At 52.8% G+C, this 21,923-nt stretch carries 24 protein-coding genes and 1 pseudogene; 9 read left to right on the forward strand and 16 right to left on the reverse strand.

What is annotated here, in order from left to right:
• The first annotated feature begins 409 nt into the window (after positions 1-409).
• Together AC07RZ_RS20530 and AC07RZ_RS20535 are read left to right on the forward strand one after the other, a co-directional pair.
• Complete coding sequence (locus AC07RZ_RS20530) at positions 410-1,813, forward strand: hypothetical protein (RefSeq protein ID WP_494669367.1); 1,404 nt, start codon at positions 410-412, stop codon at positions 1,811-1,813.
• Between the two features lie 378 nt (positions 1,814-2,191).
• Positions 2,192-3,493 carry a PIN-like domain-containing protein gene (locus AC07RZ_RS20535; protein WP_494669368.1) on the forward strand — a complete coding sequence of 434 codons (1,302 nt, stop codon included), beginning with the start codon at positions 2,192-2,194 and terminating at the stop codon, positions 3,491-3,493.
• Between the two features lie 3 nt (positions 3,494-3,496).
• Here AC07RZ_RS20535 and AC07RZ_RS20540 read toward each other — a convergent pair whose 3' ends face one another.
• From AC07RZ_RS20540 to AC07RZ_RS20560, 5 genes are read right to left on the reverse strand one after another with little or no spacing between them, the layout of a single operon-like run.
• On the reverse strand, positions 3,497-4,762 hold the full coding sequence (locus AC07RZ_RS20540; protein ID WP_494669369.1) for a contractile injection system protein, VgrG/Pvc8 family: 1,266 nt from the start codon (positions 4,760-4,762) through the stop codon (positions 3,497-3,499).
• Entirely contained in the window at positions 4,762-5,289 is a 528-nt protein-coding gene (locus tag AC07RZ_RS20545) for a phage tail protein (protein ID WP_494669370.1), read from the reverse strand. The genes AC07RZ_RS20540 and AC07RZ_RS20545 overlap by 1 nt, the downstream gene beginning before the upstream one ends.
• An 11-nt stretch (positions 5,290-5,300) precedes the next feature.
• The gene (locus AC07RZ_RS20550) at positions 5,301-5,660 is read right to left on the reverse strand and encodes a hypothetical protein (RefSeq protein ID WP_494669371.1); all 360 of its coding nucleotides are present in this window, start codon (positions 5,658-5,660) and stop codon (positions 5,301-5,303) included.
• A gap of 55 nt (positions 5,661-5,715) precedes the next feature.
• On the reverse strand, positions 5,716-7,128 hold the full coding sequence (locus AC07RZ_RS20555; RefSeq protein ID WP_494669372.1) for a hypothetical protein: 1,413 nt from the start codon (positions 7,126-7,128) through the stop codon (positions 5,716-5,718).
• A 4-nt stretch (positions 7,129-7,132) separates the two neighbouring features.
• Positions 7,133-7,678 (reverse strand): phage tail protein I, encoded by a 546-nt coding sequence (locus tag AC07RZ_RS20560; protein ID WP_494669373.1) that lies wholly within the window; start codon positions 7,676-7,678, stop codon positions 7,133-7,135.
• On the opposite strand from AC07RZ_RS20560, the gene AC07RZ_RS20565 reads away from it, so the two are divergent.
• Positions 7,663-8,088, forward strand: coding sequence for a phage terminase large subunit family protein (locus AC07RZ_RS20565; protein WP_494669374.1), 426 nt, complete (start codon positions 7,663-7,665; stop codon positions 8,086-8,088). The genes AC07RZ_RS20560 and AC07RZ_RS20565 overlap by 16 nt on opposite strands.
• A pseudogene (locus AC07RZ_RS20570) lies at positions 8,085-9,152 on the forward strand (phage portal protein). Before AC07RZ_RS20565 ends, AC07RZ_RS20570 begins: the two are co-directional and overlap by 4 nt.
• A 327-nt stretch (positions 9,153-9,479) precedes the next feature.
• Here AC07RZ_RS20570 and AC07RZ_RS20575 read toward each other — a convergent pair.
• From AC07RZ_RS20575 to AC07RZ_RS20585, 3 genes are all read right to left on the reverse strand, one after another.
• Positions 9,480-11,195 (reverse strand): GIY-YIG nuclease family protein, encoded by a 1,716-nt coding sequence (locus AC07RZ_RS20575; protein WP_494669375.1) that lies wholly within the window; start codon positions 11,193-11,195, stop codon positions 9,480-9,482.
• Between the two features lie 10 nt (positions 11,196-11,205).
• Positions 11,206-11,625, reverse strand: coding sequence for a type II toxin-antitoxin system HicB family antitoxin (locus AC07RZ_RS20580; protein ID WP_494669376.1), 420 nt, complete (start codon positions 11,623-11,625; stop codon positions 11,206-11,208).
• Between the two features lie 83 nt (positions 11,626-11,708).
• Positions 11,709-11,891 (reverse strand): type II toxin-antitoxin system HicA family toxin, encoded by a 183-nt coding sequence (locus tag AC07RZ_RS20585; protein ID WP_494669377.1) that lies wholly within the window; start codon positions 11,889-11,891, stop codon positions 11,709-11,711.
• A gap of 179 nt (positions 11,892-12,070) precedes the next feature.
• On the opposite strand from AC07RZ_RS20585, the gene AC07RZ_RS20590 reads away from it, so the two are divergent.
• Positions 12,071-12,751, forward strand: coding sequence for an SOS response-associated peptidase (locus AC07RZ_RS20590; protein WP_494669378.1), 681 nt, complete (start codon positions 12,071-12,073; stop codon positions 12,749-12,751).
• Positions 12,752-12,753: 2 nt separating this feature from the next.
• Here AC07RZ_RS20590 and AC07RZ_RS20595 read toward each other — a convergent pair whose 3' ends face one another.
• The 8 genes from AC07RZ_RS20595 to AC07RZ_RS20630 all read right to left on the reverse strand — a co-directional run bounded on the left by AC07RZ_RS20595 (position 12,754) and on the right by AC07RZ_RS20630 (position 18,254).
• Positions 12,754-12,975: a hypothetical protein gene (locus AC07RZ_RS20595; protein WP_494669379.1), complete on the reverse strand. Its 222-nt coding sequence runs from the start codon at positions 12,973-12,975 to the stop codon at positions 12,754-12,756.
• A 179-nt stretch (positions 12,976-13,154) separates the two neighbouring features.
• Entirely contained in the window at positions 13,155-13,955 is an 801-nt protein-coding gene (locus AC07RZ_RS20600) for a DUF5677 domain-containing protein (RefSeq protein WP_494669380.1), read from the reverse strand.
• A gap of 409 nt (positions 13,956-14,364) precedes the next feature.
• Entirely contained in the window at positions 14,365-15,051 is a 687-nt protein-coding gene (locus tag AC07RZ_RS20605) for a hypothetical protein (RefSeq protein ID WP_494669381.1), read from the reverse strand.
• Positions 15,052-15,054: 3 nt separating this feature from the next.
• On the reverse strand, positions 15,055-15,246 hold the full coding sequence (locus AC07RZ_RS20610; RefSeq protein ID WP_494669382.1) for a hypothetical protein: 192 nt from the start codon (positions 15,244-15,246) through the stop codon (positions 15,055-15,057).
• Between the two features lie 733 nt (positions 15,247-15,979).
• Positions 15,980-16,561 carry an ImmA/IrrE family metallo-endopeptidase gene (locus AC07RZ_RS20615; protein WP_494669383.1) on the reverse strand — a complete coding sequence of 194 codons (582 nt, stop codon included), beginning with the start codon at positions 16,559-16,561 and terminating at the stop codon, positions 15,980-15,982.
• Positions 16,548-16,919: a helix-turn-helix domain-containing protein gene (locus tag AC07RZ_RS20620; RefSeq protein WP_494669384.1), complete on the reverse strand. Its 372-nt coding sequence runs from the start codon at positions 16,917-16,919 to the stop codon at positions 16,548-16,550. Before AC07RZ_RS20620 ends, AC07RZ_RS20615 begins: the two co-directional genes overlap by 14 nt.
• A 294-nt stretch (positions 16,920-17,213) precedes the next feature.
• Complete coding sequence (locus tag AC07RZ_RS20625) at positions 17,214-17,813, reverse strand: site-specific integrase (RefSeq protein WP_494669385.1); 600 nt, start codon at positions 17,811-17,813, stop codon at positions 17,214-17,216.
• A gap of 48 nt (positions 17,814-17,861) precedes the next feature.
• Positions 17,862-18,254, reverse strand: a complete 393-nt coding sequence (locus AC07RZ_RS20630) for a hypothetical protein (protein WP_494669386.1) — start codon at positions 18,252-18,254, stop codon at positions 17,862-17,864.
• Between the two features lie 154 nt (positions 18,255-18,408).
• On the opposite strand from AC07RZ_RS20630, the gene dusA reads away from it, so the two are divergent.
• From dusA to nusB, 4 genes are all read left to right on the forward strand, one after another.
• On the forward strand, positions 18,409-19,374 hold the full coding sequence (gene dusA / locus AC07RZ_RS20635) for a tRNA dihydrouridine(20/20a) synthase DusA (protein ID WP_494669387.1): 966 nt from the start codon (positions 18,409-18,411) through the stop codon (positions 19,372-19,374).
• A 220-nt stretch (positions 19,375-19,594) separates the two neighbouring features.
• Entirely contained in the window at positions 19,595-20,707 is a 1,113-nt protein-coding gene (gene ribBA, locus AC07RZ_RS20640; protein WP_494669388.1) for a bifunctional 3,4-dihydroxy-2-butanone-4-phosphate synthase/GTP cyclohydrolase II, read from the forward strand.
• 98 nt (positions 20,708-20,805) lie between these two features.
• On the forward strand, positions 20,806-21,291 hold the full coding sequence (gene ribH, locus AC07RZ_RS20645; protein ID WP_092399808.1) for a 6,7-dimethyl-8-ribityllumazine synthase: 486 nt from the start codon (positions 20,806-20,808) through the stop codon (positions 21,289-21,291).
• Between the two features lie 68 nt (positions 21,292-21,359).
• The gene (gene nusB / locus AC07RZ_RS20650; protein ID WP_144741543.1) at positions 21,360-21,830 is read left to right on the forward strand and encodes a transcription antitermination factor NusB; all 471 of its coding nucleotides are present in this window, start codon (positions 21,360-21,362) and stop codon (positions 21,828-21,830) included.
• Positions 21,831-21,923 lie beyond the last annotated feature (93 nt).

Consider the following 21,923-nt stretch of genomic DNA (forward strand, 5'->3'; position numbering starts at 1 on the left):
ACTGATAAACTAGCGCCTTTCGCCGAATTTGCGCGAACCTGACACCTTCGTTTCGTGGTCATTCCCACGGCGCCCGCGGCAAGTGCACGCGCGGTGAACGGCAAGATATCCAGAAATCAAGCAAAATGGCGCATGAATTGCATGTGCGCGAAATCAGCATAAAACCTAATGAAATCAGCGAATTACAGTAAAAGGCGTGTTTCCGTGGCGCCCATGATGGACTGGGCAGACAAAGGGCTGTAAGCCGCGCAAATATTGAGTCATGGAAGCCGTTGATGCAAATTTGATGTAATGGCTTAGACCTAATTGGCCGAGTGCTCACATAAAAACCCGTTCTTTGCCGCATAATTGAAAATCAATTTGTCCTCTGCCAAGTAATTGCTTGGCAGCCCTACAATCAAAAAAATAAATGGACCTCATGGAAAAAATTATTCCATCGAATTTTATTGAAGCCTTAGGTGGATTACTGCTTCTCATCACAGTTATTTGCGCAGCGATTTCTTTGTTTGGGAAAATGAGGGGCCATGGGTGGAAGTTACTCGCAATATTTTCAGTGCTGGCCCTAGCGTTATTTGCAAACCACTGGACAACCTATTTCGCTGCCTTGTTCGTAATCGCCACCGCAGTAACGGAACTCGATTTCTTGCAGACTCTTGCGGCGATCATAAGAGGAAATAAGGAATATTTCGATTACAAGAAGGTAACCTTATCGACCGATGAGAAAAAAGTGAAAGCTGTGGCTGAACTGATTGAATTGGAAGGGCTGAAATCTGTTCCGATAGTTACGAAAGTCGACTGCCCAGAAGCAGCGCTACCGCTTGATCCTGCAATGGTTGATACTTCAGAATCGGTGGCCCCGATTGATCCGGCGGCGGTTGACACTTCAGAAGAGGCGTCACCTTCCGAACCCGCAAAGATCGATACTTCAGGAACAACATCATCGCTTGATGGTGCGACGGTTGGGACCGTAGAAGCAGCGCCACTGTCCGAGCCCGCAAAGATTGATACTTCAAAAACAGCGTCACCGCTTGATCGTGCAATGGTTGATGCGCCAGAAGCGGTGTCACTGCCCGAGTCCGTAAAGATCGATACTGCAGAAAAAGCCTCGCCTCTGGAACTTGCACAGCGAGCTATTTTGGAGGCGCGACAGAAAGATGAGGAAGTGTTGCTAGCTATTCAAGATGCAACTTTAGCGAACAATGTTGGACCGGTCTCAAGGCAGGTGACTAAGTCGGGTTCTGCATCAACCACAGTGCAACCGCGGGTCCAAGGCCGAGTCTCCCATTCGATAAAGTCGCCGATATCGGCGGTCGGGATACAAAGAATAACAGTCAATAATTCGGTGCTGTCGTCGGGGCCAGTTCAAATGCGAGAGCGGGAGTGGTCCACTTCAAATAATTTTATAGAAAGAATCGTAGACATCGAGTCAACGGCTCTCGACCGAGTCGAGTTGATCTTGGGTACGAAAATACAACGCGGGGTTAGAATTGCGCGCCTAGCCAAAGCAGTTGAACTTGACGGATTAATAGAAATTGAAAATGATCACAGGGCTACTGCCAGCATTTTTGAAGTTAAATATTTTCGCAGTTCAAAGGCACTCTCAAAACTCACGGAGACAGTTCGAAATGTTCAGCGCACTGCTGAACGATATACTGAAATTACCAACCGTCCAGCAAATGTATTTTTGATAGTTGTAGTCGAAGGCGATTTTGGTCTTAGTGATGAGGAGCAGTCGCAACTGGCGAGAATTGCTTTCGCCACAGATTCGGTGAAGAGTTTTTTTAGTTTCACTACCGCAGAGCTTGGAGTTTGAAGTGCCATTTTACGTCTGTAATTTTTGCACAGAGTTAACGTCCACCGAAAATTGGACATCATCTAACCGGCTTCCCTCGGCAAGCATCGAGCGTCCATGTCAAGGTGCGCACCCAACTATACCCACGAGACGGGTGGTTAATTGGTGCGGGTAAGTTCGGCAAGCAACGGAGTACTCTAAGCGCGAAATTTGGTGGACTCACGTAATTTGTCCAAATATTCGGCTACATCTCTTATGTCGGCGGTTAGTGGATTTCCGACCATTGGAATAGGAAATTTACCGAGCGATCGGTGAGTGTAACCTGTAGCGGTACTTACCCCAATTGCCTTGCAGACCTCATCGATCGATAGGCGAGGTTTGTCGAAAATCGCTAATAGCATGAAGTCAGTTCTCATAGTGTGTGTTTTACGCAGCAACTACAAGCGCAATGTGAATCGGTGGAACCGGCTGCACCTTACCAGCCGGAATGACCTTATAGATTGGGCATTTATGCGCTCTATATTTCCGGGACATTTCCGACCAACTGAAGTCGGCTTCGGCGAGCTTTGGAACAACTGTATTTTTGCTCTGGATGCCAATGTCCTTTTGAATCTATACCGATATTCTCCCGAGACACGCTTGGAACTTGAAAAGGCTATCAAGTCGGTAAAAGATAGACTTTTCATTCCACATCAGGTCGCGAAAGAATTTCTGAACAATCGGCTGAGTGTCACGGCTGGACAAGCTAATGAATATTCACAAATAAGCAAGCAGCTAGAGGAGTTCGAAAAGCAGTTGACCAATAGAAAGAAACACCCGTTTCTTCTAGGGGATGAACTCGAGGCATTTATTGAGTTGGCTCCCAAATTGAAAGCTCAACTCGAAAAGCATAAAACTGCGCTACTTGATCGATTTAGCAAGGACGAGGTTCTGGATTTTGTTGAGTCCTTCTGCGGTGGAAAAATAGGCAACGGCTTTGACGATGCAGCTATGCGGACCCTAGCAACTGAAGGTGAAGCGCGATATAAGCTGGACATACCCCCTGGCTATAAAGACGGGAAAAAAGAAGCATCTGGCGACCCATATCGGAAGTTCGGGGATCTAGTCGTTTGGAAGCAAATTATTGAACAATCGAAGAAAACAAAGAAGCCAATCATCTTCGTTACGGATGATCGTAAGGAGGATTGGTGGCTTGAGCAATCAGGGAAAACGATTGGCCCTAGAACTGAACTGAGAAACGAATTTATAACAGAAACCGCCTGCGAATTCTGGATGTATACAACTGATCGATTCATGGCAGAGTTTGCCCGCGTCAACAAAACTCAAGTAAATGAAGCGGCAATTGCCGAGATTATTGAATTGAGCGAGGAAACGAAAACCACGCCATCAGCAGCTGTTCACATCCCGCAAGACGATGATCTGTTCCATACTACAAGCCGCGAATCCCCTACCCAAAGGATAATTCTTGCCGAACTTGAGGATTGCATAGAGACATTTAGCGAGGGCGAAAACTCAATCGACTTAAATTTTTTCGTTCATATGTATTTGGTTCCGTCAGGCTATCAGGCGAGCGACGCTATCACAGTTTTGAATCATCTTCAGTTCGAACAAAAGATCGAGATTTTTCGTAAGCGGATCTCCAAAGAGAGGTCAGAAATGCATATTCGTCTTCCTCAGAAGCGGAAGGTCAAATTTATATAATTGCTAGGTATCGACATTATCCCTAATGACATTGCGCCGCTCTGTGATCTTCGCCCACTCGCTTCTAGCCGCTTGCTGCGCCGATTGACGATTGGCGTACACATGCGGCAAAGTCTTGGGATTCGTCGTGGCGCCCGCAACCGTCTGTTTATTCTTCCTTGTTCCGGTTGACGGCTCAATCTCCTGACCGGATTTCTTTGTAACCCGGTCTCTCCATTTGGCAATCACCCCAGTGATGCCCGGATCTTGATCCACTACGTCCTCCCGCTCTACTTCCGCTTCTTCCATCCGAATTTCCATTTCGATCTGCGATGTAAAGCCGGCATCGCTTATGCTGTGAGAAACCTTCTTCACCAGCCAGTTCATGCCATCGATGTCGCCCTTAAAACCAGAGACATTGACCGGCGACTGAGGCGTCAACAACGGGTCGGCCAACGCCAGCGACAATTCGAACGTCGCCAGGCCACGCTGGATACGTTGCCACTCGGCGACTGCGACGGTGCGGGCGTCGTCTTCGCTGGCGAAGGTGGTGCGTAGTCTCTTGCTGTTGCCGGGCAATCCCGCCACCACGCTACGGCGCAGCCCACCATGCTTGATGTCTGTCCAGAAGGCGCGCACACCAGAATAGCTATCACGCTCGGCGCTGTGGAAGCGATGACGGTCCCCAAGATGACGCACGATATGAATCGTCGGCAGATCCTTGCCGGACGCGGTCTTGCTGCGACCTGCGGGCATAAATAGCAGCGTGTCATTCTTGACGGTGGCGACCGCATCATACTTTTTGCCAAGCCGGCGCAGGAATGCCGCATCGCTTTCTCGCGTCTGGTCCAGGTGCTTGACTGGCACGTTGCGCAGCGCCTCGGCGATACCCGAATTCAGTTCTTGCTGAAACGCGATCACCTCGATCACTGCACCCAGCGTCGTGTCGTGGAAGCTACGTTCCTGCGGCTGGCAGAATGTATCGATCAGGCTGGCCGTCCTGGCGCGCAGCGTCAGCACGTCCGGTGTGCCGCTGTGTTCTACTTCATCGACGGTGAAAATGCCTTTGTCCACTAGGCCGGTTTCTTCCCATCCGATCTGCACATTGATCCGCGCGCCTTTTCTCGGCAGCGCAAGCAGACCATCGTGATCGCTCAGGGTGATGTCGAGCTGGTCGCTTTCCTCGCCTCGATACTCCGTTAGCGAGAGATTGGCCAGGCGCGAGGAAAACTTACCGGTGAGGTCTTGCTCGTCGAGCGTAATTTTGAAAATAGGGATTGGATATTCCATCAGAACAGGCTCCGCACGCTGCCGGCGACGTTGTTAAACGTCGATACACCGGTGTTGACGGCATTGTTCACACTGTTACTGATGCCTTCCAGGCTCAACATGTTTTTGATGCTGCCCAGGTCGCCCAGAGTATTCAATAAGCCCAGCACGGAATCGTCGGTACGCTTGAGCGTGATCGAAAATTCAATCCGGCCGGCGCTGCCGTCCTGCCCCAACACTGTGCGCCCCTCGGTCATGCTGGCGATGATGAACGAACCCAGGATCCGGCCCGTGCCTTGAATCAGTATCCACGACTTGCCGGTGTCCGCCATCAATCGCAGAGCATCAAGCGAATAGATGCTGCCGGTCAGCTCCGGTGCGATCCAGCCGGATAGCGTGATTGTATCGTCTCCCTTGCCGGTGAACTGGTGGGCGTCACGTGTACCGACCCGAGACGTACTTGGATGCTTCCATTCGGTTTGTCGCTGCAACTCCTGATAGGCCAGGGTCGGCAGGCTAAATACAAACATGCCTAATGTCATCATCATGATAAAAATCCTTAATCGAGGTAGTCGGACAGGCTGGAACGGACCCGTGCCATTTTCTGGCGGTCGCGCTGTTCCATAGCAAGCGCTACGGCGCGGGCAATGGCCTGTTCGTCCATGCCTGGCGCTGCCTGAATCGTGATCTGGATGGTGTCCCCCTGGATCACTGCGCCGGCGCCTGCAACTCGCTGCGAAATCGGCGGGCGGGTATCGAAAGCCATGGCCGGCATGGTCACCGCCCCGATGGCAATACCTGCGCCAAGCTGCGTCTGACGCTTGGCAAGGCCGCCAACCTGGCCGAGAGGATCGTCCTGGCTGCGTTGCAGACCGACCGCTAGCCCTTGCATGGTGAAATCGCCCAGCTCGGCAAACACGCGGCTTGGGCTGTGGATACCCAGCTTGTCCTTGAACCAGCCTACAACGTTGCCATCACGCCACCCGCTGCCACAAGGCGATACGGGTGCCGATGCCGCCGTCGGTGCCGGAACCGTATTCGTAGGCGGAGCCGCGTGATTGCCATGCGCCGGCGCGTTCGGAGGTGGTGTGGTTTTTATTGAGCCAGTAAGAGCCGACACCGCCATCTTGCAGGCCCTGACCAGTCAATTGCGAGGCATAGATGGCGGACACTGCGGAACTGACGGCCAGGTTATTGCGGGGAAATAGTGTAAATTCATTGACGCGCCCATCGCCGACATACGTGCCCCATAGGTAATACGGCTGTGCTGCGCCGTTGTCGGCAAAGCGCACGGGTGCGCCGGATAGCGCATTGGCATTCCCGGCGGTACTCGCATAATTGGCGCTATTGGCGTAATTGACATTGAAATTGGAGGGATTGTAGACATTGACGTTATCGGACGAATTGCCGCCAAATACCCAGTTCGGCTGTCCGACATTACCGGACCAATTCAAACGTATGCCTGATCCGTTGACCTTGTCTGCAGGATTGAAATTGCCGCCATGCCATACGGTCTGACCTGCCACCGTCAGCGCCTTGGTCGCATTGATCGTTCCGCTCTGGAAGGTGCCGTGCGCCGTCCCGCTGCCATCAACCAGTTCAAGAGTCCCCTTGTCGGTCATGCGCAACTGCACGGCGGTATTCGATTCCCAGTTAAACACCAACTTCGGGGCGTAACTGATGTCATTGCCCTTGGTATTGGTCACGCGGCCCGCCTCGCGCACCTCCAAGCCCGGGACGGCATAGGAGATATTCGGCTTGTCGGCAGCAATCGACAGCGGCCCCATGCTGTCGCTACTGCGTTTTACGTAGGCAGCATGCGGATCGGGATCGGCTTTATGTGTGGCCATGGCTTGCGCGATGGTTGCCGACAAGTCGGCAGGCGTGACCGCCCGCGCCGCATCTTTACCCGCTTGCGTCTCGGCGGTTGTGGCCAGCTCAACCACGCCCTGGCGTTCTGTACTGGCGGGAGGATTGGTAAAGCTGCTATCGCCAAAGGTCAAGGAGGTGACTTTAATGGAGGTAAAGACCGTATCGGCGGACAGCAATAGCATGGCCTGCGCCGATTTCTGCAGGATCGGATCAGGCTGCCCGTAGATGCCGAACAGCACGCCGTTGCTCAACCAGTAGCCGATACCGCGCACCGTATAGACGTCCGGCCCATCGTCGCGGATGGTGACGTGCACCGTGTCGGGCGCGACGACTTCGCCGGCAATGGTGGCAATGCGCTTGATTTCACCGGGCAACGCGGTCATATCCTCACCAGGCACAAAGCTAGTTGCCGTGATGCCGATCTCGGCAATCTGCAATTTTGCGGTGCCGTTGTGTTCGGCATTGACCAGGGCGGCGCGGCCTGCCTTGGTGACGATCATGGAAAGGGCTGTCATATAATTAAACTTCTGTCAGGTTCAAACGGGCATAGAGCACCGGGAGGGCCGCTGCTGCTACTCCAATGGCGGCGCCGGTGGCAATGCCCTGGGTAAACGTAAAGTGGCTGCGGACCGATTCGGTGCGGTTGACTTCGGCAATCACATCGTCGACAAAGGCAGCCGTGGCACTTTGTCCATCGGACAAGGTCATCACCAGCTCGAAGGTGTAGGGTTCGCCCATGGGTTCAATCTGCCACCATTCGCGCAGCAGGATCGCCCCGCCGAAAGCTGCCACCACATCCTTGACCGCCTTCGCGGTTCCCTTCTGGCGGTGGATCTTCATTGCATTGCGCACCCGTGCGCGCCGCACTTCCTCGCTCCAGTAGGACTTCCAGCTATCGACTGATCGATGCCAGGCTAACCAAGGCAACAGGGAAAGCGCGATGGTGTCGGGGTTGTGCAGCGTGCGTAGCGGCACCGGGATAGCCGAGATCGGAGACGTAGCCGTCTCTAATGCGCGCTCGAACGGCGTTGAATTGGGCGGCAGCAGCGATGTCATTTTTTTCATGCCTCGCCCCAGATACCGGCATAGGCCACTTGTACGTCGTCGCAGTAATAGGCGACCAGCTTGGAGATATGGGCATTGGCGCTTTCCCGTTGGTGAAGCAATTTTTCCCGCTTGCGACTGCGATCAACTATTCGCCCGAGGTCAAGACTCGCATGGTCTTGAAGGCGCAAAACATCATCGGCAAGGCCCGTCTGGAATTTGATGCCGGCTGGACGGACATTGCGCAATCCTTCATGACCATCCGCAAAACACTGACCACCAGCGGCCGGCAAATCACGTATGACGCCGGCCGCACCGACGAAACCGGCCACGCCGATCTGGCGTGGGCATGTATGCACGCTCTCGATCACGAACCATTCGAAGGCGCCACCCAAAACACTCAATCATTTATGGAGATTTACTCATCATGAGCAGAAAGCAGCAGCGCCGCGCGCGACATCGTACCGAGGCTTCCACGGCGGCGCGGGATCTGGAAGGCCAAGCCGCCGGCGGCAAGTTCGAAAGTTTCACATTTGGCGACCCGACACCGGTTCTCGATCACCGCGAGCTGTTGGAATGTTTCGAGTGCTGGAGCAACGGCAACTGGTACGAACCGCCGGTAAGTTTCCCCGGCCTGGCTAAGTCGTTCAATTCGAGTGTCCATCACAGCAGCGCCATTTACTTCAAAGCCAACATCCTGACCTCTACGTTTGTGCCGAACAAACTTTTGTCGCGGGACGCTTTTAAGCGCTTCGTGTTGGACTTCCTGATTTTCGGCAACGCCTATCTTGAGGAACGTAGCAGCCTCAGCGGCCTGACGCTGCAACTCAAACACGCACTTTCCAAGTACGTGCGGCGCGGGCGCGATCTGGACACCTATTTTTTCGTCAACGGCTGCGGTCAGGATCACGAATTCGACCGAGGTTCAATTTTTCATTTGATGGACCCTGATGTGAATCAGGAAGTGTACGGCGTGCCGCAGTACCTCAGCGCGTTGCAATCGGCGTGGCTCAATTAAGCCGCAACCCTGTTTCGCCGCAAGTATTACAAGAACGGATCACATGCCGGCTTCGTGTTTTACATGACCGACGCGGCGGCCAACATTCAGGATGTGGACCACTTGCGCCAGGCAATGCGAGACGGCAAGGGACCGGGAAATTTCCGCAACCTGTTCATGTACGCGCCGGGCGGGAAGAAAGACGGTATCCAGATTTTGCCGGTATCGGATGTGGCGGCCAAGGATGAGTTTTTCAACATCAAGGGCGTGACCCGCGACGACGTGCTGGCCGGCCATCGCGTACCGCCGCAACTACTTGGGATCATGCCAAGCAACGCCGGAGGATTCGGAGCTGTTGAGCCGGCGGCACGCGTGTTTGCACGCAACGAACTTGTGCCGCTGCAGACGCAATTTCTGACGCTCAACGACTGGCTTGGGGAAGAGGTGGTGAAATTTGATGACTACGAAATATTGACAGGAGAGGGAAATAAACAATGAGTGATATTGCAGACCGCGCAGATTCTTTGATCACAATGGAGCGGGCCGCGGCCTTGACGGCCGTGCGCAAATCAGCGCACAACTTGACGCCTGACGGCCACTGTTATTTCTGCGACGAGGATGTGCCGCACGACAGGGTGTTTTGCAATATCGAATGTCGCGATGATTTCGACAGAGAGAGGGCGTCATTGCGCCGCGCCGGGAAGTCGCCTAGATAGCCGCTATACCCCTCGCTTTTTTAGGAGGGGACGATTGCAAGTGTTGAATGCTACGTGGAGAAAGAAAATTATTCGCCTCTGTTAATGGCATTTCTATGTGTTTTAGTCATCAACTAGTTCGAGTGATAACTGACTCTATTATTTTTTCTATCGTCTCATACCTCGCCCTAAAGAACTCACGACCGTCATTTATGCGATAGGGCGCAAGCATCATATGAACTTCTGTTTCCAATTTTCGTGCGTCTACGTGCCGCCATTTTTTTATAACTACAAATGCCAACGCAACGCCTGTCGCCGAAGATAGTTGCCGAGCACGTTCGAGAGAATCTCCGCTTGTAAATCCAACCTTATATATTTGTTCCTGCATAGCTGGGCAACGCATAACATACAATTCGCCCTCATCCGATGGAGCTGCAGCGTCTCCATCTTTAGCTTCCTGAGCGACTTTCTCTGAGGCCTCAAGATACTGTGTGATTTTGAGTTTCGCTGCACACAACGTGTCTTTGAGAAAAATCGTCCTTGCGGTGGTTCCGGCGGGTTTCCATTTGCTAGATGATGCGATCCATGTTCTACCAATCACGACATTGCCGTGCCTATCTACACCGGCTTCGTCATTGGAGCGTCTTTTCCAATGTCCCTCTGTTTCTATTTCGTACTGAGGGAGATTTACCATAGTAATAGCCGACGTTGGGGCGAGACTATTCGTCTCTATTGCGGGTATCACCGTATAGTCACCGCTTAGCCCCTTTCCGCCCTTTTTCTTTGTTGCCCGTTGGCGAGAATTGTTGGTAGCTTCTTTGTTTATCGCCAATCTCGCATTGAAATACCGCGGCAGTTGGAAAAGACCTTCCGCCAGCGACCATAGAACGGCTGTTCGACTAAATCGCTCGGTCATCGTTGTTATGATATTGGTCCTAGTTTCTTCGCTACTGATGGCGGCAAAGACTCCTGGATCATCACAGGCTACGTCAAATGAGTGCTGATATTCAGCGAGGTAGCAACGCGATAGATGTTTCTGTTCCCCGATATCAAATTCGCCAGCGATGACTGTTCTGATATGTGTTTTAGTTCCTTCCAAAGGAATTGGCTCCCCTCGCCGAGTTCCAATTTCCGACCTGCATTCGGCGAGAAATGCTCGTTTTGCCGGGGGCACTTCTTCCAAATCGGCTTCGGACTGGTCGGAACATCTTAATTTCCATTCGTCGTCGTTTAAAGCTTCGCCGCCTATAAGGTACCAATGAAGCGAACCTGCACGCCTGATCATAGAAAATCCGGCAATTACAAATTCTCTTCCCTCTCCATTTAGAAAGGAAATGTCAGTCACTAACCCGCTAGTGGAAAAGTGGAATATCTGATCTTGCGGTAAATCCAAAAGAGAGGAAACATCAAAGCCATCACTATCTCCTGAAGTGATGTAGTCAAAATAGTCTTCGGCATGAAAAACGTGGTTGAACTCCTGCTCTATTTCCGCATACGGTGCAGCTTGTTTGATTAATTTGACATGAAGAAACGGCTCAAAGTAGTTGAAATTTATTGGTTGCGTACCGATCCCAGACGAAGCATATCGGTGGGTATACTCAATCGCCATTTCGCGCAAGATTTTATCCGCGGGGAACTTCGCTCCAGATTTAGATAACCGGTCTAATACCCGCTTGTATTCTTGAGCAAGGCGCTTGCTTTCAGCGGCCAACTTTCTCCTTTCTTGGCGTGGCATGTTCTCGAGAAAAAAGAGTTCTCCCTTTTCGTTCAAAAGGCGCCGATGATCCTGTGCTCCGATTGGATGAATTTTTGCGAGTTCGCTTAAGCGAAGTTTTCTGTTCGTCATAGAGAACAAATCATGCGACGCTTAGTTCGAAATGCTTACCAAGCGCGGTCATCGCGTCGGAAATTCTATCGATTTTGGTTGTATGGTGTAGATCGATAAGACGGTTCACTTCTTGCTTCGTTGTGTCCATACGCCGCGCCAGCTCGACCGGACGCATATGCTGTTCTAGCATTGCGTTGAGTAAGAACACTTTTGCCGCAACACTCAAAGGGAGTTCAACCAGGCGCTCGCCTTTTTTTGCCTTTGATGGCAATGGCACTTGGCGATTATCCTCAAAATAAAATTCCATTGAACTCAAGAGAACATCGGCGGCCATTTCCAACGCCTCTTCTTCAGTATCGCCTTGTGTGATGGCTTCCGGTATATCCCGGAAAGTAACAACAAAGCCGCCAGCTTCGTGATCAGGTGCAAATGTGGCAGGATATTTCATGGTATGTGCTTTCTATTTCTTTCTAGTCATTCTGATAATGCAGGGGTGAAGCAGTCGTACGATTAGCCCCTTTCGGGGCTATCTCACTTCAGGTCTAGTTGTTTTTTTATCCCCTCGACAAGTCCTGTTTTTAGCTCCTTGCTTGGGTGTCTCGGTAGGTGGGTCTGTTTGCCGTTGAGGTAGACTTTTATGTGCTTCGAACCATCCTTAAAAGTCGCCCCCTGTTGCGTTAGCCACTTCACAAACTCACTCTGCTTCACTGCCATCCTTTGTTTGTTTCAGTGACTCTATTGTAATCAAATTTGATTACCTTTGCTATACTAAAGTAATCAAATTTGATTATTTTTTATTGCGTCGCCCCAACGCAAACACCGGAAAGATCGCGACTGCCTCGCCTGCTGGCGGAGTGGCACAATAATTCGACCTTTACCTATCGAGGCCGACCATGTGCGGACGAATCACTCAGACCAGAACGATCAGAGAGTACGGCCGCGCCGTCGGCTGGACAGAAGAAGAAATCCGGCGTCGCGACATTGGCGGTTACCGCCCCGAGTTCTACGCATCGCCCGGCGTGCCTCACTTGATTTTGCGCAATTTCAATGACGCGCCCTGGGCGGAGCTGGTCTCATGGGGCTGGTTGTCAGGATGGGCAAAGAGAGAAGGTAAGGCGCATGCGATCAACGCGCAGCGGGAGAAACTGCTTGGAGGCTACTACCGGGCGTTGATGACCACCGGCCGCGTGATCGTGCCGGCGGATGGCTGGTATGAATGGACCGGTGCAAAGGCGGACAGGCAGTCGTGGTATATCAAAGCGAAGAACGGGGCGCCGCTGCTGCTTGCTGGATTGACCAACCACTTCCCCGATCAGCCGGGCGTGGATGGCAGTGGCTTTGTGATCGTAACTGCCGCTGCCGCTGGCGACCTGGCGAAAATTCACAGCCGCCGGCCGGTGGCGTTATCTGCAGACGGCGCTCGCTTGTGGATGGACGGCGCGGTGTCATACGTACAGGCCGAGCAGGTCGCGCGAGAAATGGCGCTTGGCCCTGATGACGTCGAATGGTACAAAGTCTCGACTGAGGTCGACCGCTCGAACAGCAGCGGCGCTCACCTGATTGAAGCAATCTGACTTCATTCTCTGGGGCCAATCAAACACAGCCAGGACTGTGCGTAGTCGATGATGTGGCCTTCCTGTTCGACCCGCTCGAAACCGCCCAACACCATGCGCTGTTCATTGATCCAAATTACGTGAGGATCGTACAAATCACAACGCGCTTGGTCCGGCCCCGGCCGCCCCCACATGTGGCGTGCCAGCTTCACAATACGGTTTAATCCGTTCTCGCGGGTGTCCATGATCCGTAGATCGCCGTGATACCTGACCGCATGGGCAAGCTCTCGCTTAGGGATCAGGACACCAGCCTTCCGCATCTTGATAATTGACGTTTCCATAGTGCGAAAACACTGTATAAAAACACTGTATAACAGCAGTTTCCAGCCGGGGCGCAGTCGTTCCGCGAGCCAATCGCTCCTGGCTACTCAAGTCCAAGTTCGTCACGGCTGACACCCCAATGCAGCAGAAGGTCACGTATTTCCGCCTCGTAGTGATTTAGTCCCATGAATTCATGAGCTAGGCCGATTAAGTGGACGAGCGATGCATTCGCGGCCAACAGGGTGGCGCGCAAATCTGACTTGTCGGGGTGAAAGAGCATACCGATCAAGTTTTCCTGTTCGTCCTTCTCGAAATGTCGATGGAGCGCGCCGAGAGTCACGTGCGCCCCGTCGCCTGATGGAAGACGATATGCCAGCTCATACAGTTGCGGCAATTCTGCTTGAGCAGCCAACGCTGACCATTTCAGCGCGCGAGGCTCCGCATATTCTGCCGTAACCGCTGTGACTTCCTGTCGAAAGGGCGTGAGGTCTATCCCGTTGTTCGCCATTTGATTCATCTCGATCATCGAGTTCGCCAATTTCAAGCGATGTCGCGCATTGTCCTCATGCAGTTTTTCGACGGTTCCCCTCACTTTTAGCAATCCGCCCGTCAATATCACCGCTTCGCAGCAGAGGCGAGCAAGGGAGCGTGCCTCGGCAAGTGCGCCGCGCTCGGCAAGCAAGATTGCCGACTGGAATGACTGAAGCGCCCGGTAAAAGCTGGCAATGGCCAGAACTCGCGCTTCTGGGTGTTCCCCATCAGGGAATTCGCGAATCATCCTCATCCCCATGCGGTTCATGCGATCTGCAATAGCGAAAGACTCAGGAAATTCGCGGCGAACAGTGTCTCGCCACGCATCCAAATCGTCCCCGAGAAAACCAATGTCGTTGAAACCATTTGCCATAGCGTCACCTCCCCTTTTTGAAAATTATGGCAGACGTTGACGGCTCGCAACTTTCGCGCCTAGGGCGGGACGTTATTAACTGCGGCCGCTTGGTTGACTTTGACTCAGCGCGCGCAGTCATCCCCCCCGCCACGCCTGCCCGCTAAATTGGGTAGTTTTGACTCAAATTTCTAAAAATGGTGCGTATAGGGAAAAACAGCCCTAGAAGGGCTGATCGCAGTGGTCGCGCTGTAATGCATTTTGATGCACTCTCAAGCGGTTTTTGGGCTGTGGGCGCCCGGGTTGTTAACCGAAGGTCATTTTGTGAATACAGCCCCGTTTCGCGCGTTCTAGAAGGGGCGCGTAACAGATGCAACAAAAGCGCTATTGAGGCTGACTCGCCGCGTTGTTTATAGGTCTGTTAAAGCATTTATTTTTTTATGTCTTTGCCCGCAACGTTGTTGTTAGTTGGGAGAGGGGCCGGTGTCGTTGTGCGAGGAGGAGAGGGCGGCGGTTGCTTGGCAATAGCACCTGGCTGAATCTGTTGCATACCCTGAAAACTTTTCTGGAGTTGTCGCAGTTCTGCGAAGCTATCCATCGTTGGAGTCCCTTTATTGCCTTTATCAGTAGCCATTTTTTTCTCCGAATTTGAGTTAAGCACCACCACGAAACATATCCACGCCGTACAAAAAATTGCAAGGGTAAATAAAACAGCAGCTGCCCTATCAATCGTTGTTAACTGGAGGCGCTGAGAATCGTCATCATCTTCCGGCTTGCCGCTAAGGACATGCTCAATATGTTTGGCGTTCTCGTTCAGAATCACTACAACACATAATATTGTCCCGGAAAAACATAAAATGGCTGCGAGATATTGATACGTTAACGTGCCACCTGTCCCTTGCCCCAAACTGGTGGTCAACAATGTTAATAAAAGTCCTAGCCCTGCGGTCGACAATGTCAAGAACGATTTGTCATACTCTAACTTAGTAGAAAACCATGCGGTGATAGATGCCGAGTAAAACGCTACTTCCTTTGCCTCCGAGATTTTATCTGTATTTGATACAGTCTCTTTGACCCGGCGGCGACTCACGCTAAATCCTTGAATTTGATTTCGCACAGATTAACTCTTCTTTTTAGGGGCTGTGCCGGGCGTATCTTGCTTTTTCTTCTGGTCACCCCCGGTTTTAAGTTTAATCATGCCGTCAAAGCTAGATTGAACTTTTCCCTTCCGTACTGCAGTCGGCGTGGCCGGTTTCTTTTTTATTCCGGGTCTGCCAGCAACTAAATTTTTCTTGTTATTTTGGTTAGTCATGAACGTTTTTCCAGAAGAAAATGTTTATTTAAATTGCGGCAATCGACCGGAGGCGCAGGATTTGACCCCGCGCACCCGATCAAAAATCGTCGTAAATATCCCCGCACCAATGATCCCGATAGCATCTCCATGCAGACGCAATGCCTCCGAGAACTGCCCATGCAAAGAGGCCGTAAATTAGGATATCTGGTGGGCTGGCGCTGCATGCCGATTTAGATCCAGCAGGCATAAAGAACGGCCCACAAAGCACATCGGTTATGCTTAGCAAGAAGAAGATAATGATTAGTGCTGGTAATGTGTGCAGAAAAATAGGCTTCAAAAAACGCCTTTGGCGCTTTTCGTAGGAATCGTTAGCGTTCAACATACTGTCTCCCAAGGAAATCCAAAAAGGGTGGCGATATCTCGCCACCCTGGCTTTACCGATGCTTACTTAGGCATCGACCGGCAGTGCGAGCAGACTAGTTCGAGCTTTCCCTTGCGGAATCGCTGATAAGCGCTCACACGGACGGATTTCGGATATTGGCATGTAATCATGACAAGTACCTTTCATCAGTTCGCTTGACCTTAGTCGAGAACTTGGTACTTGCAAAACAGCGTTGTATAGCATACACTTCGGCTGCTCTTCGAAAAGCAAGTAATTCAAGAGAAAACTGGGGTCAAAGCTCAGTTTTCTTTTCCCTAAACGCCTAAAGAATCCCCATTCTTTAGGCGTTTTTTGTTTCATATACGTGCTTCATATTAGGTTCTCCTTTCGCAAATTCTCCAACCGATATTGCACGGCCTTACTGCTAACTCCGCATTCCGCTGCGATTAGTATTGGTTTGCAGTCCAACGCTTTGACGGTTTCAACTGGCATCATTATTTCTGCCGCGAGATTATTCGCTTGCCACTCGCTATCCTCATACCAGTTGTGTTCTCCCAAGACTGCTCCACGGTGCAAAGAAATAGCGTGATTTAGGGCAATATGGCTAAACTCATGAATCACGGTGTATCTTGAAAAAGGGTCATCATTGAAGAGTCCGAGATATATGCTTTCACGTAGCACGATGAGGCCCTTTTCAGGGATCGTGAAAGCAGCCGTCTCAGATAGTTCGCTATCAGGTATCGGATGGACTATGTATCCAGCTCTAAAGAGGGTGTCTTCCAGAAGATGAACGGCGTCAACAAAATGTGGGCCGTCCTTATAGCAACCGCTTGCATTTAATAGCGCTCTAAATTGGTCAGCTACTCCCCTTAATTCCAATCGAGTCTTTCCTGCAACTTTATAGCCGCAGGGCTTTTTCGGATTACTTGAGTTTCCATTAGTTACTACCATCAAGGCCTCCGGATTTTAGCCACTTCAGAACATCCTCTGGTACTCCCTGACCATCGCTCAATCTTCGTGCAAATGCAGCTACCAGGTTTCGATCGTCAGCATGTAAGGCCGAAACGGGAACAGCTTTCATCGATTGAGCGCATGCCACCTGCAGTTCTTGATATTGAACCATGCTGATTAGTGGGGCCAAAAATGCGAGTACTTGATCCCCCATCTTATTGCTAAGAGCTTTTTCCCCAAGCTCAACAGAACTTAGATAGGCAGAGCTCACGGATAGCGCCGTCGCCATATCCTTCAGGGTCAGGCCAAGATCCAACCGGAGCTTTCTCACACACAATCCGAATGGCGTTAATTTCATGTTTCTCTCCTAATTCAACCGTTAACTAACTGAAATTTAGTAACTAAATAGAATGCTATTCACGGTAACTAATAAACAATCTGGTTGATTTATACGCATATTATTCCTTTTTGGGTGGGTTGTCAACTAATTGGTTGATTTGGTGGTTAATCGGAAACCCTGTATGGCATCTGAATACAGAGCGAGTTGATATGTCATTATACTGTATTTATATACAGTAGTATTGCTGGCGATGAGAAACCAGATTTTCGCGAAATTTGTTGAAGCCCAGTTTGCTTTCGAATTTGCAAGAGCCTATGGCTTTCTATGCAAATCTTTAGCCCTAATCTGTGTATATCTGGCTAGCATTTTCCAATCACGATGCCCGGATACCAAGGCAACTTGCTCGATACGATATCCTTGTTCGAATAGGCGTGACACACCCTCATGGCGCAGATCATGGAATCTCAGGTCAACGATTTTTAGTGCGTTACAGGCGCGCGGGAAATGGCTGCTTATAGTGCCGTTCGTGACCGGGAAAATCCGCGGGTCGCTTGTGCGGGGCTGGCGCATCGCAATATTGAAAGCGTCGGCCAGCAACGGCACCTCTTGATCATTCCCCTTTTTCTCCTGCGGGTGCTTGCGATCCCTGATAGTTATTGTCCTGTCATTTTCGTTGAGATCGTCCCATTTCAAGTTAATGATTTCCCCCGCCCGCATGGCTGTTGCAATCGCGAAGCGGATCAGGTCCGACATCGGGACCTTCTGTCTTGTACCTTTGGCGATGAACCAGTCGCAAATCTGCTTGATTTCCTGTTCTGTTGGTCGCCGGTCGCGCTCAGTGGATTTTGTCCGCAGGCCCATGTACTTCAGGTTGGCCCGAGTTTCGGAAATAACGTCAAGGTCAATTGGCATTTTCCGCAGCTGTTTGGCTGCCTTGAACACGCTGCCGAGATAGGTGAATTAGACGCTGATGGTGACGCCGCCGGCGCCCTTGCTCCCGTCTGGCTTGGCTTGCTGCCTGTTTTTTATATGTTCCATGAGTTTTTCCGAGGTGATCTCCGGGATAGTCAAGTCACCTATGTCTCTTTTGAGCCGGGTCAGGAGGTCAAGTTTGTTGCGTCCAAAGGGTTTTGCAACCTGCATCTCTTTGGAGTAGCGTTCAATTAACTCCGACAGGGTGACGCCAGAGAGGCTGCGTCCGTCTTGGAAATCTAATGTATCGATCTCACGCTCGATTTTGCGCGTCCATTCTTGGGCCATTCCTTTGGTCGGGAATGACTTACTGATAGACTTATGGCCTTTTCGCCGGATTTGCGCGAACCAAGATGCGCCTCGTTTTGTAATAGTTGCCATGTTCCTTGATGCAAATTTGATGCAATGAGGTAGCAAAATACCACAAAATTGAGCAAAATAGCGCATAAATTGCATCACTAATTAGCCGCAAAAATAGTTGTTTATCTCAATGAAATCAAGTAATTACACTAAGCGCCGCATATCCGTTGCGCCCATGATGGACTGGACCGACCGCCATTGCCGCGTGTTCCATCGCCAGATCACCCGCCACACCTGGCTCTACACCGAAATGGTGACCACCGGCGCCTTGCTGCACGGTGACGTGCCGCGCCACCTCGATTTCAGCGATATCGAGCATCCGGTCGCCTTGCAGCTGGGCGGCAGCGAACCGGCCGACCTGGCCAAGAGCGCCAGACTGGGCCAGCAGTGGGGTTACGACGAGATCAACCTGAACTGCGGCTGCCCGTCCGAACGGGTGCAGAAGGGCGCTTTCGGCGCCTGCCTGATGGCGGAAGCCGAGCTGGTGGCTGATTGCGTCAAGGCGATGCGCGATGCGGTGAGCATCGATGTTACCGTCAAGCACCGGATTGGCATCGACAAGACCGAATCCTACGAATTTGTCCGCGATTTTGTCGGCACCGTGGCGCAAGCCGGCTGCCAGACCTTCATCGTGCATGCGCGCAATGCCATCCTGAAGGGCCTGAGCCCCAAGGAAAACCGCGAAATCCCGCCGCTCAAGTATGAATACGCCTACCAGCTGGCACGCGATTTCCCGGGGCTGGAAATCATCATCAACGGCGCCATCAAGACTACCGAAGAAATCGATTTCCACCTGCAATATGTCGACGGCGTGATGCTGGGCCGCGAGGCTTATCACAATCCCTACCTGATGGCCGATTTCGATTCCCGCTATTTCGGCGCCGCCGGCGCAGCGCCGAAGACGCGCGCCGAAGTGATCGAAGCCATGCTGCCTTATATCCGCCAGCAGCTGGCGCTGCATGGGCACGACGGCAAGGGTTTGCGCCTCAACAGCATCACCCGCCACATGCTGGGCCTGATGGCCGGCGTGCCGGGCGCCAAGTCGTTCCGGCAGGCGCTGTCTGACTCGAAGCGGCTGGCCCTGGGCGATCCCATGTTGCTGGTCGATGCATTGGCAAACATGCAACCATTGGCGGCCTGAGAGCGGCGATCCTGGGTTTTGCTGCAAAACAGCGGCAAACTGGTGTCCTTAAAACATTTTCAGTCTGCTAAATCCTTTAAAATAGCGACCTCTGGTTTATGTTTGTTTTACCCAGGCTGCCCAGGGGCGGCCTTGCGTGCATAAACCGCAACCTTCATAGCAAAGCTGGACCAGGCTACCCATAAGGCGGCTTCCGGGCCGGTTATCTCCAAGGCGAAACATGTCACTTGCAACAACTGAAGAAATCATTGCTGAACTCCGTGCCGGGCGCATGGTGATTCTGGTGGATGAGGAAGACCGTGAAAACGAGGGCGACCTGGTGCTCGCCGCCGATTTCGTGACGCCTGAGGCGATCAATTTCATGGTGAAGTATGCGCGCGGCCTGGTCTGCCTGACCTTGACCGAAGAGCGCTGCGACCAGCTCAACCTGGGCATGATGACCAGCCGCAACGGCACCGCCTACGGCACCAATTTCACCGTATCGATCGAAGCCGCCGAAGGCGTCACCACCGGCATTTCGGCCGCCGACCGCGCCCGCACCATCCAGGTGGCGGTAGCGCTTGGCGCCAAGGCTGGCGATATCGTGCAGCCGGGCCACATCTTCCCGATCAAGGCGCGCAAGGGCGGCGTGCTGATGCGCGCCGGCCATACCGAAGCCGGTTGCGACCTGACCGAAATGGCGGGCCTGACGCCGGCTGCCGTGATCTGCGAAATCCTCAAGGAAGACGGCACCATGGCGCGCCTGCCTGACTTGCTGGAATTCTCCAAGGAGCACGGGCTCAAGGTCGGCACCATCGCCGACCTGATCCATTACCGCGGCCAGCACGAAAGCATCGTCGAGCGCCTGGCTGAACGCACTACCCATACTGCCCAGGGCACGTTCAAGACCATCGCTTATCGCGACACGCCAAGCGGTGGCGCCCACCTGGCCCTGCTGCACGGCACGCCGTCGCCGGATGTGGAAACCCTGGTGCGCGTGCACCAGCCGGTATCGATCCTGGACTTGCTGGAAACCGAAGCCACCAACCATTCCTGGAACATGGCGTCGGCGCTGGCGGCGATCTCCGCTTCGCCGTGCGGCGTGGTGGTGCTGCTCAACTGCGAAGAATCGGCCGACCAGATCTTCGCCAAGTTCGCCGCGCTGGAAGCAGCTTGCAGCGGCGTCAAGCCGCCGCCGCCGCGGGTCGACCTGCGGACATACGGCATCGGCGCGCAGATCCTGAAAGACCTCGGCGTCGGCAAGATGAAGCTGCTGGCCAGCCCGCGCAAGATGCCGTCGATGACGGGTTACGACCTTGAGATCACCGGTTATCAAAACAAGCCGAATGCTTGAAGAGTAGAAGAGTAGAGTGCTGTAGCGGTGTCTGTTGTAGCCGATGTTTGCAGTAATTGATGAATAGATAAGCGCCTGGTGCGTATAAGAGGAAAACCATGACAGTCGGAATTTACGAAACCAATCTGGATGGTGCAGATTTGCGCATCGGTATTGTGCAAGCCCGCTTCAACGAAGATGTCTGCCACGGCTTGATCTCGGCCTGCCTGGCGGAGCTGAAGCACCTGGGCGTGGCGGATGAAGACATCCTGCATGTCACCGTGCCCGGCGCGCTGGAAATCCCGCTGGCGCTGCAGAAGATGGCAGAGACCATGCAGTTCGATGCGCTGATCGCGATCGGCGCCGTCATCCGCGGCGAGACTTACCATTTCGAGCTGGTCTCGAATGAATCCGGCGCCGGCATCACGCGTGTCGGCCTGGACTCCGGCATCCCGATCGCGAACGCCGTGCTGACCACCGAGAACGACGAGCAGGCCGAAGCGCGGATGGAAGAGAAGGGCACCGACGCTGCGCGGGTGGCGGTGGAAATGGCCAACCTGGCGATCGCGCTGGAAGAGCTGGCGGAAGCCACCAGCGAAGAATAAGATGTTGTGACAGGCGAGGCGCCGGCGGCGCTTTGCCTTTTTGTATGTGAACGATAGCTGGAAAAATTATGACCAATAAAACTTTGCACGCCAATCCGAGCAAGAGCCGCACGCCGCGTCACCGCGCGCGCGAATTCGCGTTGCAGGGCCTGTACCAATGGCTGTTGAACAATGAAGACGTGACCGCGATCAGCGAAAACATCCGCCAGGCGCACGGTTTCGACAAGGCCGACGCCGAGCATTTCAACTCGCTGCTGTACGGTGCGATCAAGGACGTCGCCACATTGCGCGCCGGCCTGGAGCCGCTGATCGACCGCAAGATCAGCGAGCTGTCGCCGGTGGAGCACGCGGCCCTGCTGATCGGCGCTTTCGAACTGCAGAACCACGTTGAAATCCCTTACCGCGTAGTCATCAACGAAGCGGTCGAACTGACCAAATCGTTCGGCGGCATCGATGGCCACAAGTATGTGAACGGCGTACTGGATAAATTTGCCGCGAAGGCGCGCGCAGTGGAAATCGGCGCCGGCAAGAAATCCTGATCCAGCAATCAAGGCGGGGCCGCGGATGCTGCGTTGTCGCTTCCGGTTCCGTGTTTCAGGCGAGGCGAACAGCCGCTGGCAGCTAGCGCCGCG

The sequence above is a fragment of the Collimonas sp. GW821-FHT07E08 genome (assembly GCF_059418905.1).